This is a genomic window from Pseudomonas sp. XK-1 (genome assembly GCF_038069885.1).
Taxonomy (GTDB): Bacteria; Pseudomonadota; Gammaproteobacteria; order Pseudomonadales; family Pseudomonadaceae; genus Aquipseudomonas.
The window spans coordinates 285,023-305,945 of the sequence record NZ_JBBPES010000005.1 but is presented as its reverse complement, the minus strand read 5'-3'; the positions used below and the strand labels follow the sequence as shown (position 1 = coordinate 305,945).

The 20,923-nt window shown below is 61.9% G+C and carries 16 protein-coding genes, 1 other RNA gene and 1 pseudogene; 7 read left to right on the top strand and 11 right to left on the bottom strand.

What is annotated here, in order from left to right; genetic code table 11:
- Positions 1 to 16 precede the first annotated feature (16 nt).
- Positions 17 to 793, bottom strand: a complete 777-nt coding sequence (locus WMW70_RS15240) for an FCD domain-containing protein (protein WP_341438311.1) — start codon at positions 791 to 793, stop codon at positions 17 to 19.
- A 315-nt stretch (positions 794 to 1,108) separates the two neighbouring features.
- Here WMW70_RS15240 and WMW70_RS15235 point away from each other — a divergent pair, with 315 nt between their 5' ends.
- The 5 genes from WMW70_RS15235 to WMW70_RS15215 all read left to right on the top strand — a co-directional run bounded on the left by WMW70_RS15235 (position 1,109) and on the right by WMW70_RS15215 (position 7,914).
- The gene (locus WMW70_RS15235) at positions 1,109 to 2,803 is read left to right on the top strand and encodes an L-lactate permease (RefSeq protein ID WP_341438310.1); all 1,695 of its coding nucleotides are present in this window, start codon (positions 1,109 to 1,111) and stop codon (positions 2,801 to 2,803) included.
- A gap of 76 nt (positions 2,804 to 2,879) precedes the next feature.
- Positions 2,880 to 4,025: an FMN-dependent L-lactate dehydrogenase LldD gene (gene lldD, locus WMW70_RS15230; protein ID WP_341438309.1), complete on the top strand. Its 1,146-nt coding sequence runs from the start codon at positions 2,880 to 2,882 to the stop codon at positions 4,023 to 4,025.
- A 132-nt stretch (positions 4,026 to 4,157) separates the two neighbouring features.
- Entirely contained in the window at positions 4,158 to 6,965 is a 2,808-nt protein-coding gene (locus tag WMW70_RS15225) for an FAD-binding and (Fe-S)-binding domain-containing protein (protein ID WP_341438307.1), read from the top strand.
- Positions 6,966 to 7,258: 293 nt separating this feature from the next.
- Positions 7,259 to 7,537, top strand: a complete 279-nt coding sequence (locus WMW70_RS15220; RefSeq protein WP_341438306.1) for a hypothetical protein — start codon at positions 7,259 to 7,261, stop codon at positions 7,535 to 7,537.
- Between the two features lie 131 nt (positions 7,538 to 7,668).
- Positions 7,669 to 7,914 carry a hypothetical protein gene (locus WMW70_RS15215; protein ID WP_341438305.1) on the top strand — a complete coding sequence of 82 codons (246 nt, stop codon included), beginning with the start codon at positions 7,669 to 7,671 and terminating at the stop codon, positions 7,912 to 7,914.
- Between the two features lie 61 nt (positions 7,915 to 7,975).
- On the opposite strand, the gene WMW70_RS15210 is transcribed toward WMW70_RS15215, so the two are convergent.
- Entirely contained in the window at positions 7,976 to 10,891 is a 2,916-nt protein-coding gene (locus WMW70_RS15210) for an ATP-binding protein (RefSeq protein WP_341438304.1), read from the bottom strand.
- Positions 10,892 to 11,037: 146 nt separating this feature from the next.
- Here WMW70_RS15210 and ssrA point away from each other — a divergent pair.
- Positions 11,038 to 11,429, top strand: a transfer-messenger RNA (tmRNA) gene (gene ssrA / locus WMW70_RS15205).
- Positions 11,430 to 11,488: 59 nt separating this feature from the next.
- Here ssrA and WMW70_RS15200 read toward each other — a convergent pair.
- From WMW70_RS15200 to WMW70_RS15185, 4 genes and pseudogenes are all read right to left on the bottom strand, one after another.
- Positions 11,489 to 11,958, bottom strand: a pseudogene (locus WMW70_RS15200) (tyrosine-type recombinase/integrase); the annotation flags it as partial.
- Positions 11,954 to 12,079, bottom strand: coding sequence for a hypothetical protein (locus tag WMW70_RS15195; protein WP_341438477.1), 126 nt, complete (start codon positions 12,077 to 12,079; stop codon positions 11,954 to 11,956). The gene WMW70_RS15195 and the pseudogene WMW70_RS15200, both read right to left, overlap by 5 nt.
- Entirely contained in the window at positions 12,079 to 13,038 is a 960-nt protein-coding gene (locus WMW70_RS15190) for a fumarylacetoacetate hydrolase family protein (RefSeq protein WP_341438303.1), read from the bottom strand. The genes WMW70_RS15195 and WMW70_RS15190 overlap by 1 nt, the downstream gene beginning before the upstream one ends.
- 151 nt (positions 13,039 to 13,189) lie before the next feature.
- Positions 13,190 to 14,281: a VOC family protein gene (locus WMW70_RS15185; RefSeq protein WP_341438302.1), complete on the bottom strand. Its 1,092-nt coding sequence runs from the start codon at positions 14,279 to 14,281 to the stop codon at positions 13,190 to 13,192.
- 486 nt (positions 14,282 to 14,767) lie between these two features.
- On the opposite strand from WMW70_RS15185, the gene mhpA reads away from it, so the two are divergent.
- Positions 14,768 to 16,360, top strand: a complete 1,593-nt coding sequence (gene mhpA / locus WMW70_RS15180) for a bifunctional 3-(3-hydroxy-phenyl)propionate/3-hydroxycinnamic acid hydroxylase MhpA (RefSeq protein WP_341438301.1) — start codon at positions 14,768 to 14,770, stop codon at positions 16,358 to 16,360.
- A 27-nt stretch (positions 16,361 to 16,387) separates the two neighbouring features.
- On the opposite strand, the gene WMW70_RS15175 is transcribed toward mhpA, so the two are convergent.
- The 5 genes from WMW70_RS15175 to pcaH all read right to left on the bottom strand — a co-directional run bounded on the left by WMW70_RS15175 (position 16,388) and on the right by pcaH (position 20,671).
- On the bottom strand, positions 16,388 to 16,954 hold the full coding sequence (locus WMW70_RS15175; protein ID WP_341438300.1) for a TetR/AcrR family transcriptional regulator: 567 nt from the start codon (positions 16,952 to 16,954) through the stop codon (positions 16,388 to 16,390).
- A gap of 472 nt (positions 16,955 to 17,426) precedes the next feature.
- On the bottom strand, positions 17,427 to 17,822 hold the full coding sequence (gene pcaC, locus WMW70_RS15170) for a 4-carboxymuconolactone decarboxylase (RefSeq protein WP_341438299.1): 396 nt from the start codon (positions 17,820 to 17,822) through the stop codon (positions 17,427 to 17,429).
- A 117-nt stretch (positions 17,823 to 17,939) separates the two neighbouring features.
- Complete coding sequence (locus WMW70_RS15165) at positions 17,940 to 19,292, bottom strand: 3-carboxy-cis,cis-muconate cycloisomerase (RefSeq protein WP_341438298.1); 1,353 nt, start codon at positions 19,290 to 19,292, stop codon at positions 17,940 to 17,942.
- Positions 19,293 to 19,332: 40 nt separating this feature from the next.
- Positions 19,333 to 19,941, bottom strand: a complete 609-nt coding sequence (pcaG, locus tag WMW70_RS15160; protein WP_341438297.1) for a protocatechuate 3,4-dioxygenase subunit alpha — start codon at positions 19,939 to 19,941, stop codon at positions 19,333 to 19,335.
- A 10-nt stretch (positions 19,942 to 19,951) separates the two neighbouring features.
- Positions 19,952 to 20,671 (bottom strand): protocatechuate 3,4-dioxygenase subunit beta, encoded by a 720-nt coding sequence (gene pcaH, locus WMW70_RS15155; protein WP_341438296.1) that lies wholly within the window; start codon positions 20,669 to 20,671, stop codon positions 19,952 to 19,954.
- Positions 20,672 to 20,923 lie beyond the last annotated feature (252 nt).

Below are 20,923 nucleotides of genomic sequence, written 5' to 3'. Positions count from 1 at the left end.
ACCCCTTGCGTCCCCGTTAGCGCGGCGCAAGGCCGCCCCGGCGCTGCGCCCGCTTTTCGCGGCGCGCCTGTTGCTGCACTTCGGCCAGCACTTCCTGCACATAGTCGATATGCCGATTGGACAAGGCCCGGGCGTCTTCAGCTCGGCCGTCGATAATCGCCTGGTAAAGGGTGCGGTGCTGTTCGATCAGCATGTCGCGGGTCTCGTCGCGCTGGGCGTACATGCCGCCGATATTGGTCACCACGTTGCGCTTGAGCAGGTCGAACAAGCCGCGAATGGTGTGTAGCAGTACGGCGTTATGGCTGGCCTCGGCGATGGCCAGATGGAAGTTGGCATCGGCCGCCCCCTCTTCGGCGCGGGTTACCTTGCCGCTGCGGCTGTAGCAGTCCTGCAGCGCGGCGAAGGCATCCGCCAGGCGCTGGCGATCCAGTTCGGTGGCGCGCTGGGCGGCATAGAAGGCGCATGAGCCCTCCAGGGTATGGCGGAACTCGAGCAGATCGCGCTGCGCGTCGGGATTGCTTTCCAGCAGGTGCAGCAGCGGATCGCTGAAGGTCGAGCCGAGGGAGTCGGCGACATAGTTGCCGCCGCCCTGACGGCTGACCAGCAGGCCTCTGGCCGCCAGTTTCTGGATCGCCTCGCGCAGGGACGGCCGCGACACGCCGAACTGCTCGGCCAGCACCCGCTCGGCCGGCAGACGCTCGCCGGCCCTGAGCGTCCCCTCGAGAATCATGGTCTCCAGCTGGCTGACGATATCGTCCGACAAACGGCGCTGGCGCACCTGGCCTACTTCCATAACCCACTCTCCAATGGTTTTACCACCTGTATACGGCCTCTCCAGGGGCCTCTGCGCAAGCCTATAGCGCCGCCAAAAGCCTTACAAGGCGCAGTTGTTCGACCAAAGTAGCAGCTCAGACGATTGACAGCCGCGCATCAGCACTTTTACCCTGAGCACGCCACTTTGTAAATTGGTATTACCAATTTACTTTGGTAAAAAACAATTCCAAGAAAACCAAGAGGTCTCTCCATGCCGGCCAATACCCGACTACCCGCCGTACCGCTGCATCCGCATCCACTTATGCGCACCGCGCAGCGTTAAGGAGAGATCACCATGTCGACTGGTCTTCTTGCGTTACTCGCTTTCTCGCCCATCCTGCTGGCGGCCGTTCTGCTGGTAGGCCTGCGCTGGCCGGCCAAACACGCCATGCCGCTGGTGTATCTGGTCACCGCCTGCGTCGGTCTGTTTGCCTGGGACATGAGCTTCAACCGCGTGCTGGCGTCCACCGTGCAGGGCCTGCTGATCACCCTGGGCCTGCTGTGGATCATCTTTGGCGCGATCCTGCTGCTCAACACCCTCAAGCACTCCGGCGGCATTACCGCAATCCGCGCGGGTTTCGCCACCATCAGCCCGGACCGGCGCATTCAGGCGATCATCATCGCCTGGCTGTTCGGCTGCTTTATCGAGGGTGCTTCCGGCTTCGGCACCCCGGCTGCCATCGCCGCACCGCTGCTGGTGGCCATCGGCTTCCCGGCCATGGCCGCGGTGCTGCTGGGCATGCTGGTGCAGAGCACGCCGGTATCCTTCGGTGCGGTGGGCACGCCGATCATCGTCGGGGTCAATACCGGCCTGGACTCGGCCACCATCGGTGCCCAACTGGTCGAACAGGGCTCATCCTGGGCGCAATTCCTGCAGCTGATCACCAGCGAAGTGGCGATTATCCACGCCACTGTCGGCACCGTGATGCCGCTGGTGATGGTGCTGATGCTGACCCGCTTCTTCGGCAGCGAGAAAAGCTGGAAAGCCGGTTTCGAAGTGCTGCCGTTCGCCCTCTTCGCCGGCCTGGCCTTTACCATCCCCTACGCCCTGACCGGCGTGTTCCTCGGCCCGGAATTCCCTTCCCTGGCCGGCGGCCTGATCGGTCTGGCGATTGTCACCAGCGCCGCGCGCATGGGCTTTCTGCTGCCGAAAACCACCTGGGATTTCGCCCCGGCGGACAAGTGGCCGAGCGAATGGCTGGGCACCATCGAGATGAAGCTCGACCAGCTCACCGCCAAGCCGATGAGCGCCCTGCGCGCCTGGCTGCCCTATATGCTGGTCGGCCTGTTGCTGGTGATCAGCCGGGTATTCCCCGAGGTGAGTGCAGCGCTCAAAGGCGTGATGCTGAACTTCCCCGACCTGCTCGGCGAAACCGGTGTCAGCGCCAACTTCCAGCCGTTGTACCTGCCGGGCGGGATTCTGGTCACCGTGGTCATCGCCACCTTCTTCTTCCACGGCATGAAACTGCGTGACCTCGGTTCGGCGGTCAAGGAATCCTCGGGCGTGCTGCTGAGCGCCGGCTTCGTCCTGCTGTTCACCGTGCCCATGGTGCGCATCCTGATCAACTCCGGGGTCAACGCCGCCGAGCTGTCGAGCATGCCGATCCTGATGGCGCGCTGGGTGGCCGATAGCGTGGGCGGCATCTACCCGCTGCTGGCTCCAAGCGTCGGTGCCCTGGGGGCATTTATCGCCGGCTCCAACACCGTCAGCAATATGATGTTCAGCCAGTTCCAGTTCGGCGTGGCCAGCAGCCTGGGCATCTCCAGCGCGCTGATTGTCGCGGTACAGGCCATCGGTGCCGCCGCCGGCAATATGGTCGCGATCCACAACGTGGTGGCCGCCTCGGCCACGGTTGGCCTGCTCGGTCGCGAAGGCAGCATCCTGCGCAAGACGATCTGGCCTACCCTGTACTACGTGCTGTTTACCGGCCTGATCGCGCTGTTTGCCGTGTATGTGCTGGGCGTCAGCGACCCGCTGATGGCAGGCTGATAGCCGGTGTGGGCGCGCGGACAACTAGGCGCGCCCAACCCTTGTAACAACCCTCTTTCTCCACCTGGGTGATTCCATGATCATTTCTGCCTCCACCGACTACCGCGCCGCCGCCCAACGCCGGCTGCCGCCGTTCCTGTTTCATTACATCGACGGCGGGGCCTATGCCGAGCACACGCTCAAGCGCAACGTCACCGACCTGGCCGATATCGCCCTGCGTCAACGCGTGCTGCGCAACATGTCGGAACTGAGCCTGGAAACCCGCCTGTTCAACGAAACCCTGAGCATGCCGGTGGCCCTGGCCCCGGTCGGTCTGACCGGCATGTACGCCCGTCGTGGTGAAGTGCAGGCCGCCAAGGCCGCCGCCGCCAAGGGCATCCCCTTTACCCTGTCCACCGTTTCGGTGTGCCCTATTGAAGAAGTCGCGCCGGCCATCGACCGGCCGATGTGGTTTCAGCTCTATGTCCTGAAAGACCGCGGCTTTATGAAAAACGCCCTGGAACGGGCCAAGGCCGCCGGCGTCACCACCCTGGTGTTTACCGTGGACATGCCGGTGCCGGGCGCGCGCTACCGCGATGCCCATTCCGGCATGAGCGGCCCGAACGCGCCGCTGCGGCGCATGCTGCAGGCCATGACCCACCCGAGCTGGGCCTGGGATGTAGGCCTGATGGGCAAACCCCATGACCTGGGCAATATCTCCGCCTACCGGGGCAACCCCACGGGCCTGGCCGACTATATCGGCTGGCTGGGCGACAATTTCGACCCCTCGATCAGCTGGAAGGACCTGGAATGGATTCGTGAATTCTGGGACGGCCCGATGGTCATCAAGGGCATCCTCGACCCGCAGGATGCCAGAGACGCGGTGAGCTTCGGTGCCGACGGCATCGTCGTCTCCAACCACGGCGGCCGCCAGCTCGATGGCGTCATGTCGAGCGCCCGCGCCCTGCCGGCGATTGCCGATGCGGTCAAAGGTGATCTGGCGATTCTCGCCGACTCCGGCATCCGCACCGGCCTGGACGTGGTGCGCATGATCGCCCTCGGTGCGGACACGGTGATGCTCGGCCGCGCCTTTATCTACGCCCTGGCCGCCGCCGGTGGCGCGGGAGTGAGCAACCTGCTGGAGCTGATCGAGAAGGAAATGCGCGTGGCCATGGTGCTGACCGGGGCCAAATCGATCAGCGAGATCAATGCCGATTCGCTGGTGCGTGAACTGGGCCGCTAAGCAGACCACTGCCCCGCTTTTGTAGGAGCCAGGGGACGCCTAGTCCTTGCTGGCGATGCCCTCGCGGCAAGATGATCGCCAGCAAGCAGGCTCCTACAGATAAACGATCAATCGCTGTATTCCGGAGCGCCTATGAGCCTGCCCGCCACTTTTCTCGCCGAAGTCCAGCGCCTGATCCCTGCAGAACGGCGTTTCGACGATCCGCTGTCGACCCTGGCCTTCGGCACCGATGCCAGCTTCTATCGGCTGGTTCCCAAGCTGGTGGTGCGCGTCGAGGCGGAGCTGGAAGTGGTCGACCTGCTTAAGCTGGCCAGCATGCACCGCGTACCCGTGACCTTCCGCGCCGCCGGCACCAGCCTGTCCGGCCAGGCCATCAGCGATTCGGTGCTGATCGTGCTGGGGGATAACTGGAACGGCCGGGAAATCCGTGACCAGGGCAGCCAGATCCGCTTGCAACCGGGCGTGATCGGCGCGGCAGCCAACGCCGTACTCGCGCCCTTTCAACGCAAGATCGGCCCCGATCCTGCATCGATCAACGCCTGCAAGATCGGCGGCATAGTCGCCAACAACGCCAGCGGCATGTGCTGCGGCACTGCGCAGAACAGCTATCACACCCTGGCCGGCATGCGCCTGGTGCTGGCCGATGGCACAGTGCTGGACACTGAAGACCCGCTCAGCGTGACGCACTTTTTCGCCACCCACGCCGACTTGCTGGCGCAGCTGCGTGAGCTGGGCAAACAGACCCGCGCCAATAGCGCGCTGGCGGCGAAGATCCGCCACAAATACCGCCTGAAGAACACCACCGGCCTGTCACTCAACGCTCTGGTGGATTTCGACCAGCCGCTGGATATCCTCAGCCACCTTCTGGTCGGTTCCGAAGGCACCCTGGGCTTTATCAGCGCCGTGACCTACAACACCGTGCCCGACCACCCACACAAGGCCAGCGCCCTGCTGGTGTTCCCCGATGTCGAGAGCTGCTGCCGCGCGGTCACCCTGCTCAAGCTGCAGCCGGTGTCCGCCGTGGAGCTGCTGGATCGCCGCAGCCTGCGCTCGGTGCAGGACAAGTCCGGCATGCCGGACTGGGTCAAGGGCCTTTCCAATAGCGCCTGCGCCCTGCTTATCGAATCCCGCGCCGCCAGCCAGAGCCTGCTGCATGAGCAGCTGCAACTGATCATGGCCGCCATCGCCGACTTCCCCCTGGAAAAGCAGGTGGATTTCAGTGAAGACCCGACCGTCTACAACCTGCTGTGGAAGATCCGCAAGGACACTTTCCCCGCCGTCGGCGCGGTGCGCCAGACCGGCACCACGGTGATCATCGAAGACGTCACCTTCCCCATCGAACAACTGGCCGAGGGCGTCAACCGCCTGCTCGCCCTGTTCGACAAGCACGGCTACGACGAGGCGATCATTTTCGGCCATGCCCTGGAAGGCAACCTGCACTTTGTTTTCACCCAGGCCTTCGAAACGCCTGAACAGATCGCTCGCTACTCGGCCTTTATGGATGAGGTGGCGCAGCTGGTAGCCGTGGAGTTTGGCGGCTCGCTCAAGGCCGAGCACGGCACCGGGCGCAATATGGCCCCTTTCGTCGAGCTGGAATGGGGCCAAGACGCCTACCAGCTGATGTGGCAGATCAAGCGCCTGCTCGACCCCCAGGGCATCCTCAACCCGGACGTGATTCTTTCCGAAGACCGCGACATCCACCTGAAAAACCTCAAGCCGCTGCCGGCCGCCGACGAAATCGTCGACAAGTGCATCGAGTGCGGCTTCTGCGAACCGGTGTGCCCGTCCAAGGGACTGACACTCAGCCCACGCCAGCGCATCGTGATCTGGCGCGATATTCAGGCGAAAAAGCGCGCCGGCATCGACACCCGCGAGCTGGAAGCAGCCTATCAGTACCAGGGCATCGACACCTGCGCCGCCACCGGCCTGTGCGCCCAGCGCTGTCCAGTGGGCATCAACACCGGCGACCTGGTGCGCCAGCTGCGCAGCCGCGACGCCAACAGCCCGCGCAGCGCCGACTGGCTGGCGAACAACTTCCGCCGCGCCATGCAGGGTGCACGGGTGATGCTGCATGTGGCCAACGGCGCACGCATGATCATGGGCGCTCCATTGCTCAGCCGCACCTCGGCGGCGCTCAGCAAGGCCAGCCAGGGCCGCGTACCACAGTGGACGCCGGCCATGCCGCAGCCGCTGCAACGCCTGCAACTGCCCAAGGGCAATGACGATGCACGACCACGGGTGGTCTATCTGGCCGCCTGCGTATCCCGCGCCATGGGCCCGGCTGCCGGCGACAGCGAGCAAATGCCGCTGCTCGACAAGACCCGCACCCTGCTGGAAAAAGGCGGCTTTCAGGTGGTGTTCCCGGATGATCTGGACAACCTCTGCTGCGGCCAGCCGTTTGCCTCCAAGGGCTACAGCGAACAGGCCGAACGCAAGAAGCAGGAGCTGATCGACGCGCTGCTCAAGGCCAGCCGTGGCGGCCTCGACCCCATCTACTGCGACACCAGCCCCTGCACCCTGCGGCTGATGCAGGACGGCCTGGACAGCCGGCTGAAACTGCATGACCCGGTGAAGTTTATCCGCGAGCAGTTGCTCGACCGCCTGCAGATCACCCCGCAGGACAAACCGGTGGCGGTGCATGTCACCTGCAGCACTCAGCACCTGGGCGAGGCGCAAGGCTTGATCGATATTGTCCGCCGCTGCACCAGCGAGGTGGTTATCCCCGAAGGCATCCACTGCTGCGGCTTCGCCGGCGACAAGGGCTTTACCACCCCCGAGCTGAACGACCACGCCCTGCGCAGCCTGAAATCCGCGGTGCAGTACTGCGAGGAAGGCATCAGCACCAGCCGCACCTGCGAAATCGGCCTTAGCCAGCATGGCGGTATCGATTATCACGGGCTGGTGTATCTGCTCGATCGGGTCAGCAGCGCCCGCACCTAAACACACTCCGTAACCAGCGCGCCCCCGCCCAACACGGGGGCTCGGCCATGGCCGCATAAAATGTTGCGCAGCATTGGCCCCAGGCATCGCGCGGCGACGGCACCCTCTTTTGTTCCCTCATCTGCTAGGGGTACAGGTGGAGAAACTAAAAAACCTGAACTCAGCCCAACCCAAAGGGGTCATCTACTGTGAGCCCAGTAAATGGGCTCAGTACCCTTCTCGGTGACGCGCTTGCACTCCTGATAAGCCCGTTCCGAAAACTAAAAAACAGTTACTAGCCGAAGGACATTCCCATGAAAGGATTTTCCCTGTGTAGCGTTGTCGCCATCGCCATGCTGGCTTCACCCGCCTTTGCCGAAGACACCTGTACCCTCGGTATGCAGAAGCTCTCGGACAACAAGGCAGCACTCACAACCATGGCCTCGCCCCTCAAGGAGCAAGTCGAAGAGCACATGAAGGCTGCCGAAGAGGCCCAGGGTATGGGTGACAGCGAAACCTGTGGCACTCATGCAGAAAAAGCCTTGCAGCTGCTGCAAGGTCCTAACAAGAATGGTGCCGCCGAGGCGAATTGAGTCGAGCTGAAAAGGGGCTGACAGAGCCGAACACTGGGTCTGTCGGCCACCAGCCCCACCACTCATCGCTTTTCTGCGCTTTTGCGCCACGCCTTCTAGAGTTAAGACTCCATCCTAGAAAGGAGATTGCCATGCATCGTTTAGCTGCTTTCCTCACCGCTGCTCTGCTCAGCACCTCACTCTGGGCCATGCATTGCCCGGCCGATATGGCCAAGATCGATGAGCTACTGAAATCCAACCCACCCGCCGATGCCGCGGTACTGGCCAAAGTGCAGCAACTGCGCGCCGAAGGCGAAACCCTGCACAAGGCCGGCGACCACGGCCAGTCGGTCAAGGTACTGGGCGAAGCCCTGCAACTGCTCGAAGCCAGCGAATAGCTCCAGGGCGGCCTGACTCGGGCCTGCGCGCCCTCTCCGGCGACAGGCCCAGCCGGGCCACTTACAGGCCGTGGGCCAGCAGGCTCAGAGCCAAACGGCGTACCTGAGCCAGGTCGATGGGCTTGGCCAAACAGGCTTGCGCGCCACGTCGACGCGCCTCGGCAAATACCCCTTCATCGGCGGCGGCACTGATCACCAGCACGGGTACGGCGTGCAGGCGCGGGCTGCGCCGCATGGCATCCAGCACCAGCAGGCCATCGCCATCGGGCAGGTCCAGATCCAGCAACAGCAGGGTCGGCGTGCAAACCTCCAGCTCGGCCAGGGCACGCTGCACCGAACCCGCACCGCGCACTTCGGCGAATTCGCGCAACGCTTCCTGAACCACCTTCAGGCAGGCAGGGTGATCCTCGACGCAGAGCACCTCGGCCAGTTGCCGCGGTGCCGGGGCAGCGACGTCGTCACTGGAGGCGCTCTGCCCACCCGGTGCCGCCGCGCTGGGCAGGTCGATCCAGAACCGGCTGCCCTGCCCCGGCGCACTGCTGAAGCCCATCTCGCCACCCATCAGGCTGGCGAGCTCGCGGCATAGCACCAGGCCAATACCGGTGCCAGGAATATTCGAATTCTCTCGCCCCAGACGCTGGAAAGGCTGAAACAGGTTGGCCTGCTGCTCGGCACTCAGGCCTGCGCCGTTGTCCTCGACCCAGAGCCGTACGCAGTTCGAGCGCACCTCGTAACCCAGACTGACCAGGCCCTGGGGCCTGTTGTACTTGATCGCATTGGATAGCAGGTTGAGCAGCACCTGGCGCACGCGACGCGCATCGGCCTGCACATAGAGCCCTGCGTCGGCGTCGGCCAGGACCTGCAGCTGCAACTGGCGCTGCTGCGCCTCCGGCTGGACCAGCTCGGCACAACCGCGCAACAGCGCACAGACTTCCACGGGCTGCAGGTTGAGCTGCTGGCGACGGCTTTCAATGCTCGACAGATCGAGAATATCGTCGACCAGCGAGGTCAGGTGGCGGCTGGCATTGACGATCTCGCGGGCGTAATCGGCCTCCTGCTGGGCCTCCGGTTTGCCCTGCACCTCCATCTCGATCAACTGGCCGAAACCATAGATCGCATTGAGCGGCGTGCGCAGCTCATGGCTCATGCTGGACAGGAAACGACTCTTGGCCTGACTGGCGGCCTGGGCATCCAGGCTGGCGCGGCGCAGGTCATCCTGCACCTGCTTGAGCCGGGTGATATCGACGTGGGTACCGGCAACCCGCAGCGCATGGCCCTCGGCATCGCGCTCCAGCACCTTGCCGCGGCTGAGCAGCCAGGCGTACTCGCCGCGGGCATCGGCGTAGCGGTATTCGGCCTCGAAGTGATCCTCACCGCTTGTGGCGAACAGCTGACGCAGATGGCGAAGGCGCTCCAGATCGTTGGGGTGTACGCGCTGGTTGAACTCGCTGAAGCCCATGCGCTCGTGGGCCAGGCCGAAGCGCCGGAGAAAATGCTCGCTAAGCTTGATGGTCATGCTCGCAGCATCCACCTCCCAGAGACTTTCGGTGGTGCTTTCCAGTACCAGCTGGAGAATCCGCTGCGCTTCGCGGCGTTCGCTTTCGCTGGCCTGCAGCTGTTCGCCGGTGTGTTGCACGGCTTCGGCCATGCTGCTCAACTCGTTGATCTGGCTGGGCGGCGCGGCTGGATGGAAATTACCCAAACCCAATTGCCGCATCATGCCGACGATGCCATCGATCGGTTGCACCAGTTGCTCGCTCAAGCGCCGCGAACGCAGCCACATCAGGGCAAAGAACAGCAGGTAGAACAGCAGCAGGCCGACAATCAGCAGGTAACCGATATGCAGGTAGCGCTGCGCCAGGCGATTGGTCTCGCTGAAGATATTCTCCTCGTCCACCACCAGCAGCAGACGCCAGCCAGTCTGTGGAATCTCGCTCCAGGCGATCAGCTGCTTGCGCCCGCCCAGCATGACCTCCTGAACCGAACCCTGACCCTTGCTTATCGCCTGCAGCAGGGGCTGCATTTCATCGCGTTTACCCAGGTTGAAATCCTCGGGCTTGAGCACTTCACGGCGCACCGCCTCGGCATAGGAGTACTCGGTCAGCTCGCGCAGGCCGAAATCGGCCTCGCCCGCCTGCGGCAACGCCATGATGTTGTGATCATGGCTGACCAGCATGGCGTAGCCCTGCCAGGGCACATCCAGCTCGCCGATCTCGCCGAGCATCTGCCCGACCGTGATATCCAGCCCCACCACCCCTTCGAGAAAATCGCCGCGATACACCGGGGCCACTGCCGACATCATCCAGCCCAGGCCGGCCGGGTCGAGATAGACATCGGTCCAGGCCACCTTGCGCTCGGGGTTGTGCTTGGCATCCGCCAGGTAATAAAAATTGTAATCCGGTATCACCATGTCGTGGGGATACTGCTCGGGGGTCATAAAGAAGGGGTAGATGCGGTTGTAACTGTCCCAACTGTTGAAATAGCACGCCGCCACCAGCGGATTGACCGCCCGCAGCGAGCGCATGAGCGGATCGAGCTGCGACAGACGCAAGGCCTTGGCATGATCCTGCTCGGCCAGCGGCGTGCTATTGGCATAGAAAGAAGCCGCCCGGCCGTCATCACTGCGGCTGTAAAAAACCCCGCTGTCGGTCACCGCATGGCGCGAGCGCTCAAGTGCATCGGGCTGATACGCATCGTTCTGCAAGGCATGCACCGCCACATCGCGGAAGATCTGCACCTGCGCCTCAACTGCCCGCAAACGGCTGTCAATCACCTGGCCTTCACGGGCCACCGCCGTGGCCAGATCCTCCAGCGCGCTCTGCTGCAGGTGGTCAATCTGCGCATCGCGAATCGCCGCATTGCTCAGCAGATACACGGCGATCAACACCGACTCGACCAGCACCAGCGGTATCAGAGCACTCTGCACAAAGGCGCGCCAGATCCACTGACGCAGGGGGTAACGCGATGTGCGCGGCATATGAGGGTCTCATCCAGAAGACGGGCAGACAGCCAAAGTGCTAATCATAGCTGGCCACAACGCCCAGCGTCGCTTGGCCATTGCCGGGTCGACGCTAGGGAACCTTTGGCGTACACTCGCGTCATACCTACAGATGTACAGGTTTTGGGGCCGATTAGGATTCGACGCCGGTAGTGAAACTCTAGGTGCATGCCGACTTGGTAACAGAAGTCGTAAATCCACTGTTGCAACTTTTATAGTTGCCAATGACGAAAACTACGAGGGCTACGCTCTCGCTGCGTAAGCGGCGCGACTAGCACCTTCTGGTAGCTTCGGCTCCAGCGATCACTAGGGGATGCCTGTAAACCTGAAGTGATTGTCATGCAGAACAGGATCGCCGCGTAGTACGTTGTGGACAAAGTGGCTAAAAATTACACAACTCGTCCAAAGCACCCTGCCCGTCGGGCGGCTGCGGATTAACTCAATAGACACGGCTAAGCATGTAGTACCGAAAGCGGAACACTGGCGGACGGGGGTTCAAATCCCCCCGGCTCCACCAAATAGAAATACTTAAAGCCCTGATTTTCCTCGGAATTTCGGGGCTTTTTGTTTCTGGCATCACGTAGGTGTGGAAGACTTGTCGAAATTCGCCAACGGGCCTAAACGCACAGCATCCTGCAGATGATCCGGTGCCAAGTGCGCATAGCGCATGGTCATGGCCAAGCTGGAGTGACCCAAGATCTTTTGCAGGGTGAGGATGTTACCGCCGTTCTGGATAAAGTGACTGGCGAAGGTGTGGCGTAGCGAGTGAGCGGCCTGCCCTTTCGGTAGCTGGATAGTCGTCTTGGCCAAGGCACGGCGGAACGAGGTAATGGCCGCGTTTGGCTGACCATGCTGTTTCCAGTGTTGGCGGATCTTGGCTTCCAGATCTGCTGTGATCGGCACAGAACGTACCTTCCCGCTCTTGGTTCCGCTGAACGTGATCACCCCATTACGCAGCCCGGTCGGCTTGAGCTTTCAGCTTCTGACCATCGAGCGCCCGTAGCCAGACAAATAAGCGTGATGATCTCGACGTGCGGGTTATCACAGGGCCGAACCGTTGGCCTTGGCGCACAGCTGCAATTCCGCGTAGGTTCTTTGCGGCAGTTGCCGTTGAGCAAGCGGAGCCTGTTCCAGCGCCTCGATGTCAGCCAGGACTTTGACAGCCATCAGACCTCCTCCACCACGACATTGCGCTGGGTACCCAGGTCGATCACGCCATCTTCGCTACGAATCGTGGCCTTTACCACGTCACCGTTCTTCAGGTAGAAATTCCGACGCGCTTCCTGAGCCTTGAGAAATGCCTTCCACTTCACCGATTCGGGCAACACAGCGGCGGCCAGCCGTTGCTTGGCAGGCGATGGGATGGCAAGTGCGCAACCGGCGGGAGTTCCGGTGGCGATCAAGTCACCGGCCGAGAAGTCGTGCACGCCGGAGAGTTCGGTCAGTGTTTCGGCGGGCTTATGAACCAAGTTGGCGGTGCTATCGGACTGACGCACCTGATCATTCACTGTCAGGCGCAGCTGCAGTTGTTGCAGGTACTTCATGTCCTTCGCTTCAAGCAGACACAGGTGCGGGCCGACCGGGCCGAAAGTGCGGAAGCTCTTGCCCTTGTAGAACTGCATCTGAGGAATCTGGATATCGCGTGCCGAGTAGTCATTGACGATGACCAGCCCAGCCACAAACTCGTGTAGGTTGTGTGCGTCGACCTTCACCGGGCCAGTGATATCGCGTGCCAGGATGAGCCCAAGCTCGATTTCATAATCGAGGAAGCGCACCTGCCTCGGTTTGATCAGTTCACTATCGGCCGCGACGATGCAACTCGTGGCCTTGGTGAAGATCATGTTGTAGTGCTTGGCATCGGGATCCATACCCGACTCGATCATGTGCTGGCGATAGTTCGCCCCCTGGCATACGAACTGTTGGTTACGCGTGACTGGCGAGAGCAGTCGTACCTGGCTCATCTCCAGCTCGGCCCCCTCCAGACGAGAAAGTTGCTCCCGCGAAACCTGCCGGATCAGATCACCTGTGGTTTCGTAGTTCCCGGGAATGCAAACAATGCGCCCCTGGCGCACCACTCCCCAGCGATTCTCGTTCTGATACTCGAAGCGGACGACGTTGACAGACATGGATGTAGCTCCTGGTACAGCAAGGTGCCGCACACAAGCGGCAGTTTTCGATTGAGATCCGGCTGAAGCCGCATGCAGCGGCAGCAGGCTCCCCAGAACAGCAGCGGCTTTGAGCAGGCTGCGGCGGCCGAAAGGACGCAGGAGTGCGCCCTTAGCCAAAGAGCCGCTTCAACGCCAGAAGCTTGCGTAAGGTCAGATCCGGGCTGGATTGGAGGTTGTGCACCAGAGCCTTGAGGTTCTTCAGATTCATCACAGGCTTGGTGAAACTCTTCGGCATCCGCTGCCCCCATTGCGACATTGCCTCGGCGCTTACCTCATGCAGACCCACGGGGTGATCAGCCGTGAATAGATCGCCATCGCAGTAGTGCTCGTGCTTCAGACCCCAGGGGTCTTGCCAGTAATCGAAGATCTGGCTGCCCAGAATGTGGCGACCGATGCCCCAGGCATGCTTCCAACCGCGCTCACGCAAGATGCGCTGGCCAACGCCCACCGCATCGGCATCCACCACCTCGAACGCGCTGTGGCTGTAGGTCGCCATGAACCCCTGAGCCAGCGCCAGGGTGTGGTGGTCGGCGGGCTCATCGCCCAGGTCAAGACGCATGAACGCAACTACCGGTGAGCCGTCCGAAAGCACCTGCACATCACTGGGAATAAAACCGAAGTGGCGGGTGTACCAGGCGCAAGTGGCCTGGTAGTCGGCAAGTTCGAGCACGACATGACCGAGCTTGATCACTTCAGGCGGGGCAATGGGGGGCCGCTGCGTGGCATTGATGCGTGGAGAGTCATCCACAAGGTTCAGCGGCAACGCCGAGCGGCGGGCAACAGGCTCACAAGGCTGACGGCCATGGACGGCCTCGACCAGGAACCCGGACGGATCGGTCAGGCGAACTCGTTGCCCGCCGCCAGGCCCCTCCAGCGGTTCGATGGCTGAAGCACCCGGCAGATGCGCCAGTGTTTCAAGATCATCGTGCGATGCTACTTCCAGCGCGAAGCCCAGAAAGCGTGCCTGTTTCGCATGCTCTATTCGATAGCAGTAAGGGGTCGTCCCGGTGCCTCGCATGTAGAGCCGATCGGCCTCGCGATGCGCCGTTTGCAAACCAAAATCGAGCAGGAAACGCTCGGCCAGATCCAGATCAGGGCGAGCGAAGATCAGGTAGCCCAAAGCTCTCGCTTTCACTGTCGGCGAGGTATGTCTGGCAGGCTGCTGTGTCAGCAGACGAAGTGAATCGACACCTTGTTTCATTGTTTTTCTCCACAGCCCTTTTTAAGGCAAAGCCGTTACCGGACCAGCTCACTTAGGCCTCAGTGAAAACGTTGGTCTCAGCCCTCTTCGGGCAAAGGCGACAGCTCTCTGACTGCCAGTTCTCGAGCCGGCGACTCCAATCGCCGAAAGACATCCCTCTACACGCTCAGTGATCTCTTAACCGTGCTGAATGGCGATTCGCGCCAAGTCCGTTACAGCAGCGAACAGAAGCGCAGCAGATCTCTAGTAACGACGCGGCAACGGACTCATCGAAATCCATGCCTGGCGGTAAGCACCCCATGGATCAATTGAACATCAGTGTACAAATATGGTCAACGCGTATTTTATTTTTCTAGTTTTGCATCATAATCGTGAAAATGAACACCTGTGTTCATTTTTTGCACTCACAGCAACTGCCAGCTTTTTCGATTCGTTGAAAACAACCAAAGCTCCGCAGCGCGGAGTGACCAACAAAAAAGGACCGGCATGAACCCTCCACTCGCTCACTCCGTACCCGACTCGGTCGACGTTCTCGTCGTCGGCAATGGCCCGGTTGGCGCTTCGCTCGCGGCTTTGCTCGGACGGCACGGCGTCAACACCCTAGTGGTAGACAGGCTCCATGACGTACTACTGATGCCGCGCGCCATCGCTCTGGACAACGAAGCGCTGCGGATTCTGCAACTGGCGGGACTAGGGGAAGACGCCTTCGAAAAGATCGTGATTCCGGAAGTGCGTATGTACTGCCCAATCGTCGGCCAGTTCGGCCGGGCCAATACCAGCGGCAGCCTAGATGGGCACCCCAAGTTGGTGACCTTCTACCAGCCGGATCTGGAACGTACCTTGCGTGACCAATGCAAGCTCTTCGATAACGTGACCAGCCTTGGTGGCCTGGAGCTGCTGAATCTGACTCAAGACACGCAAGGCGTGGAAGCCGAGCTGCGTGCAGAGGATGGAACTACCCACCGGATAAAAGCGCGCTATCTAGTCGGTGCGGACGGGGCGAGTTCGAAAGCCCGCTGCTTGATTGGCCAGGAATTTCGTGGGAGGAGCTACGCTGAGGACTGGCTAATCGTCGATGCACGGGGTCGTGAAAAAGATGCGATCGATCATGTCGAGTTTCTTTGTGACTATCGCCGACCGACGCCCCATATGCCTGCGCCAGGGGGCCGGGAACGCTGGGAGTTCATGCTCAAAGGAGGGGAAACGCGCGAGCAGATGGAAGATGCAGACCACATCGCCAAATTGCTGGAGAAGTGGATCAGCCCAGACAAACTGGAGATCGAGCGTAAAGCGGTCTATCGCTTTCATGCGCGGTGCTGCGAGCGTTTCCAGAACGGGCGGGTTTTTCTGATCGGTGATGCTGCGCATATCACGCCACCCTTCGTTGGCCAGGGTCTGGTCGCAGGCCTGCGCGATGCTGCCAATCTGGCCTGGAAGCTTGCATGGGTTCTCAAAGGGCGCGCTGCACCGAACATTCTGGATAGTTACGATCAGGAGCGTCGCCCCCACGCGCAGAAAATGATAGCCCTCGCCAAACTGATGGGACGCATGGTTATGCCGAGCAATGCACCAACAGCAATGCTGGCACACGGTCTGATGCGCATCACGCGTCTGATTCCTCCCCTGCGCCGTCACTTCGAAGAACTCGACATCAAGCCGAAGAACATCTTCAAGCAAGGCCTGTTCATGCCTGCTGGCCGGGGTCGTAGCCTTCTTCGTGGCGGGCTGTTCCCACAGGGACTGGTACGCCAAGAAGATGGTTCGATCATTCTCAGCGACGTGGCACTGGGCGATAACCTGGCACTGGTTGGATTGGGTATCGATCCACGCGCCAACTTGACCCCGGAACTCTGTCAACTGTGGGAAAGGCACGGGGGTAGCTATCTACAGATCGGCCTGCATGGCCAGAAACGCAGTAGCGTAACGCCTTTCGTCGAAGACATCGGCCAAACGCTGCTGGCCGACGCTCCCACAGGATCGCTGGCCGTGGTTCGACCAGACCGAATCGTAATGCACGAGGGTACCCAGTCGACGGCCAGGCAACTGGTGCAGGAAAGCTTGCAACTGCTCGAGCGTTGAAGCCCGCCTCGAAACGGCACCCTGCCTTCAGGCAGGTGCCAATGGCGGCAACTCGACGGTCGCCAACTGCTTAGCCTCATCCTTGGAAAGACCGAGCGCGCGCAGAGTCAACTCAGCAATGTCGCTACCAGCATCACGCCATGTTCTGTGGCCGTCCTGCACCAAGGCCACTGCGGTCAGCACCGAACCGCCGATCATTGCCAGCACCGATACCAGTTGCTCCTGCCGAACATCGTAACGTTTCTGACTCATCCCCATCATCAAATCCGCCAGCGGCTGCCCCGCCCACATACCACGCAAGGACTGCGAGCTCACCGAGTAACGCACGATAAACTTGCCCCAGCTCGGTTCTTCATGGGCACGGCGGATGTAGTAGCGGATACCATTGGCCAGGCGCAGTGCCGGATCCACATCTTCCGGCGAGCTACGAGCCACACGCTGATTCATCTCTTCGCTGAGATGGGTGGCGACATTTCTGAACAGCCCTTCAATGCTGTCCATATGCTTGTATATCGTCCCCCTGGCAACACCCGCCGCTTCGGCCAGCTCACTGATGCTGATCTCTCCTGCACCCTTCTCGGCGAATAGACGCATAGCGGCTTCGTGTATACGACGTTGTGCAGCAGTCATAAGTCGATAGCTTCTGTATGAGATCGAAGCAGGATTGGACATTCATGTTCACAAAAAATCAAGTCACGGATGCAGTGACAACCTACGAGTTCGAGGCGCGCAGAATTGCCACGCGCCCCCATAAATCAGTGGTACTCCTGCAGGAATATCCGCAATTCCAGTTCCGATCCCAGTAACCAAAGGACCAATAGCGCCAGCAGCAAAGCCATCGCCAGCCGGAATTGCTGGCGATCCGACGCGACTAAGAAGCGCAAGGTTCAAGTCGCCAGTTGTACAGGCCTGAATGACGCCCGCTCCCCCAGGGGGCGAGGGGACTAATCGGCGTCAGCCGGACAGTCGCGCAACGGTTAACGGGGCCGCAGCCAAAACAAAAAAACCACCGAAACAGCGCAAAGGCTGCCGGCGGTTCGAGAGGGAAGCTATTCGCCCGTAGCGATCAGTCTTGCAACGACTCCACGCCCAGCTCGTCCCAGACCTCTTCGGCCAGGTGAAAGCTGGCGTTGGCGGCCGGGATGCCGCAGTAGATGGCGCTCTGCATCAGCACCTCCTTGATCTCGTCGCGGGTCACGCCGTTGTTCTTCGCCGCGCGCAGGTGCAGGCGCAGTTCGCCCTCACGGTTCATGCCGATCAGCATGGCGATGGTGATCAGGCTGCGGGTATGCCGCGGCAACCCGGGGCGGGTCCAGATATCACCCCAGGCGTGGCGGGTGATCATGTTCTGGAACTCTTCGTTGAATGGGGTGATGTGCTGCAGGCTGCGGTCGACATGGGCATCGCCCAATACCGCGCGGCGTACCTGCATGCCGGCTTGGTAACGTTGTTTTTCGTCCATTTCGGGCTCCTGGTAAGAGGTGGTGCGACGGGCGAATCGCGGATCAGGTAGGGTGCGCCGTGCGCACCAAAGTAATCACGATTAACAGGCTATCCACTCCTGGCGGACAGGTGACCTTTAACTATGCAAAGCGCGATGCTCGGCCACGGCCCGGGCCACCCAGCGTTGAGCCTGGCCCAGGTAATGGCCGGGGTCGAGCAGGCGATCCAGTTCGGCGGCGCTGAGCTGGACGCAGACCTCGGCCTGCTCGCCCAGCACCTCGCGCAGATGGCGCTGCTCGGCGATGGCCTGGCGGCAACACTGCTCGATCAGGTGATGGGCCTTATCGCGGCCGATGCGCTGGGCCAGGGCGATACTGACCGCCTCAGCCAGTAGCAAGCCGCGGGTCAGCTCGAGATTGCTGCGCATCCGCGCGGTGTCCACCTCCAGCCCCGGCACGGCGAGCAGCGCCTGCTGCAGCGCCCCGGAAACCAGGCCGCACAGCTCCGGCAGAGTCTGCCACTCGGCATGCCACAGACCCAGGCTGCGCTCGTGCTCCTGGGGCATGGCGGCGAATAGCGTCGCGACCAGCCCAGGCGCACGGGTGGCGGCCGCAATCAGCACCGCCGCGCCGACCGGATTGCGCTTGTGCGGCATGGTCGAGGAACCGCCCTTGCCCGCCGCCGACGGTTCGAAGACTTCCGCCACATCGGTCTGCATCAACAGACTCAGATCGCGCCCCAGCTTGCCCAGGCTGCCGGCGATCAGGCCGAGCAAGCTGGCGAATTCCACTAAACGGTCGCGCTGGGTGTGCCAGGGCTGATCGGGCAAGGCCAGTTGCAGCTCCTCGGCCAGCGCCTCCGACACCGCCCAGCCCTGCTCGCCCAACGCCGCCAGGGTGCCGGCCGCGCCGCCGAACTGCAGCACCAGCAGACGCGGCTTGAGCTCGGCCAGGCGCTGGCGGTGGCGGGTGATGGCACCCAGGCTGCCGGCCAGCTTCATGCCCAGGGTTACCGGGGTGGCGTGCTGCAGCCAGGTGCGCCCGGGCAGCACGCAGTCGGCATAACGCTCGGCCTGCAGCGCCAGGGCCTCGGTAAGCTGCGCCAGATCGGCGTCGAGCAGCGCGCAGGCCTGGCGCAGTTGCAGCACCAGGCCGGTGTCCATCGCATCCTGGCTGGTGGCCCCGAGATGAACATAGCGCTCGGCCTGCGGATCAACCGCGGCGACCTGCCGGCCCAGCGCCTTGACCAGCGGAATCGCCGAGTTGCCGGCCAGGGCAATGGCCTCGGCCAGCTCGGCAAAGTCATAGCGCTCGGCGCGGCAGGCCGCCTCGATGGGGGCCACCGCGCTTTGGGGAATCAGGCCGACACGGGCTTCGGCACGGGCCAGGGCGGCCTCGAAATCGAGCATGCCCTGGACCCGTCCGGTGTCGGAAAACACCGCCGCCATGGCGGCGCTGATGAAGTAACGGTCGAACAGTTGGTTGCTCAAGAGCGCTTTTTCCTCACATGCCTAGGTTTTCAACGGCTCGCTAGAAATCGAAGAACACCGTCTCGCCTTCGCCCTGAATGCGGATATCGAAACGATAGGCGGTTTTACCGTCCAGCTCGCAACGTTTGGCGATCAGGGTTTCGCGGCGCTGCGGCTGCTCGATCAGGTTAAGCACCGGATCCTGGGCGTTGACCTCGGCCTCGTCGTCGAAATACAGGCGGGTCTGCAGGTGGATATTGATCCCCCGGGCAAACAGGCTGACGTTGACGTGAGGTGCCATGGCTACCCCGGCGGCATTGAGCACCACTCCCGGCTTGATCGTCTGCACGCTCCACTCGCTGCCGGCATCAAAGGTGGTGGCGGTGCGGGCGAAGCCGTTGAAGGGTTTTTCCAGGTCGAAGGCGCTGTCGTAGCAGCCCTCATGGTCGGCCTGCCACAGCTCCAGAAAGGAGTCGCGCACCAGATGGCCGTTGCCGTCGTAGACCTGGCCGATCAGGGTGATGTGCTCGCCCGGCGCGCCAGGCTTGGCCATCTGATTCCAGATTTCCTGATCGCGGCTCGGGTTGCCGGCAGCGGCCAGGGCCAGGCCGATATGCACATAGGGGCCGGCAGTCTGCGAAGGGGTTTCCGGCAGCAGTTCGATAGGCATAGAACGCTCCTTAGCGATTTTCGAAGTGGGTCTGACGCTGCCCGCGCAGCACGATATCGAAGCGATAGGCCAGGCAATCCATGGGATTGGCCGCGCTCATGTCGAGCCTGGCGATCAGGCTCTGTACCGCATCCGGGTTGGCGATCGATCGGACTATCGGGCACATGGGGATCAGCGGGTCGCCTTCGAAATACAGCTGGGTAATAAGGCGGGTAGAAATCGACGGGCCGCTGATGGAGAAGTGGATATGCGCCGGACGCCAGTCGTTCGGGCCGTTGCGCCAGGGGTACGGGCCGGGCTTGACGGTGCGGAAGCTGTAGCGCCCTTCGCTGTCGGTCAGGGCACGACCGACGCCGCCGAAGTTGGGGTCAAGCGGGGCCAGGTAGCGGTCGTTCTTATGCCGATAGCGGCCACCGGCGTTGGCCTGCCACATCTCCACGAGGGTATGCGGGATCGGCTTGCCGTACTGGTCCATAACCCGGCCGCTGACCAGAATGCGCTCGCCCACCGGCAGGCCGCCGTTATTGAAGTTGAGCAGCAGGTCGTTGTCGTACTGGCCCATTTTCAGGTGGGAAAAATCCGGCCCGCTGGTTTCCGAGATCGACTGCGGGATGCTCACCAGCGCCTGGCGCGGTGAGCGGGCAATGGAGGTCTTGTAGTCCGGGGTAAAGGCCTTGGGGTGCCAGTTGCGGTCGCGAATGACGAAGCGGCTGTGCTGCGCGTCGGACATATCGATCTCCTCTTGTTGGAATGGCTGCAGCGGCCTGCAGGCTCAGGCAGAGCCACAGTCTCCAGCAGCGCAACAAGGCTGAAAATTGAAAAGATCGTCGCCATCCATAACCAAATGGTTATGGATCAAGCAAGCTGTTGAAAACGTTGGCGAGGCAGCCAGCGCAAGGCAAAAACAGGCGAAAAAGCGGAGTTTACGAGTTGTAAATGAGCATTTTGAGACGCCGCGTCCCGGCCTGTTTTTAACGCGGCG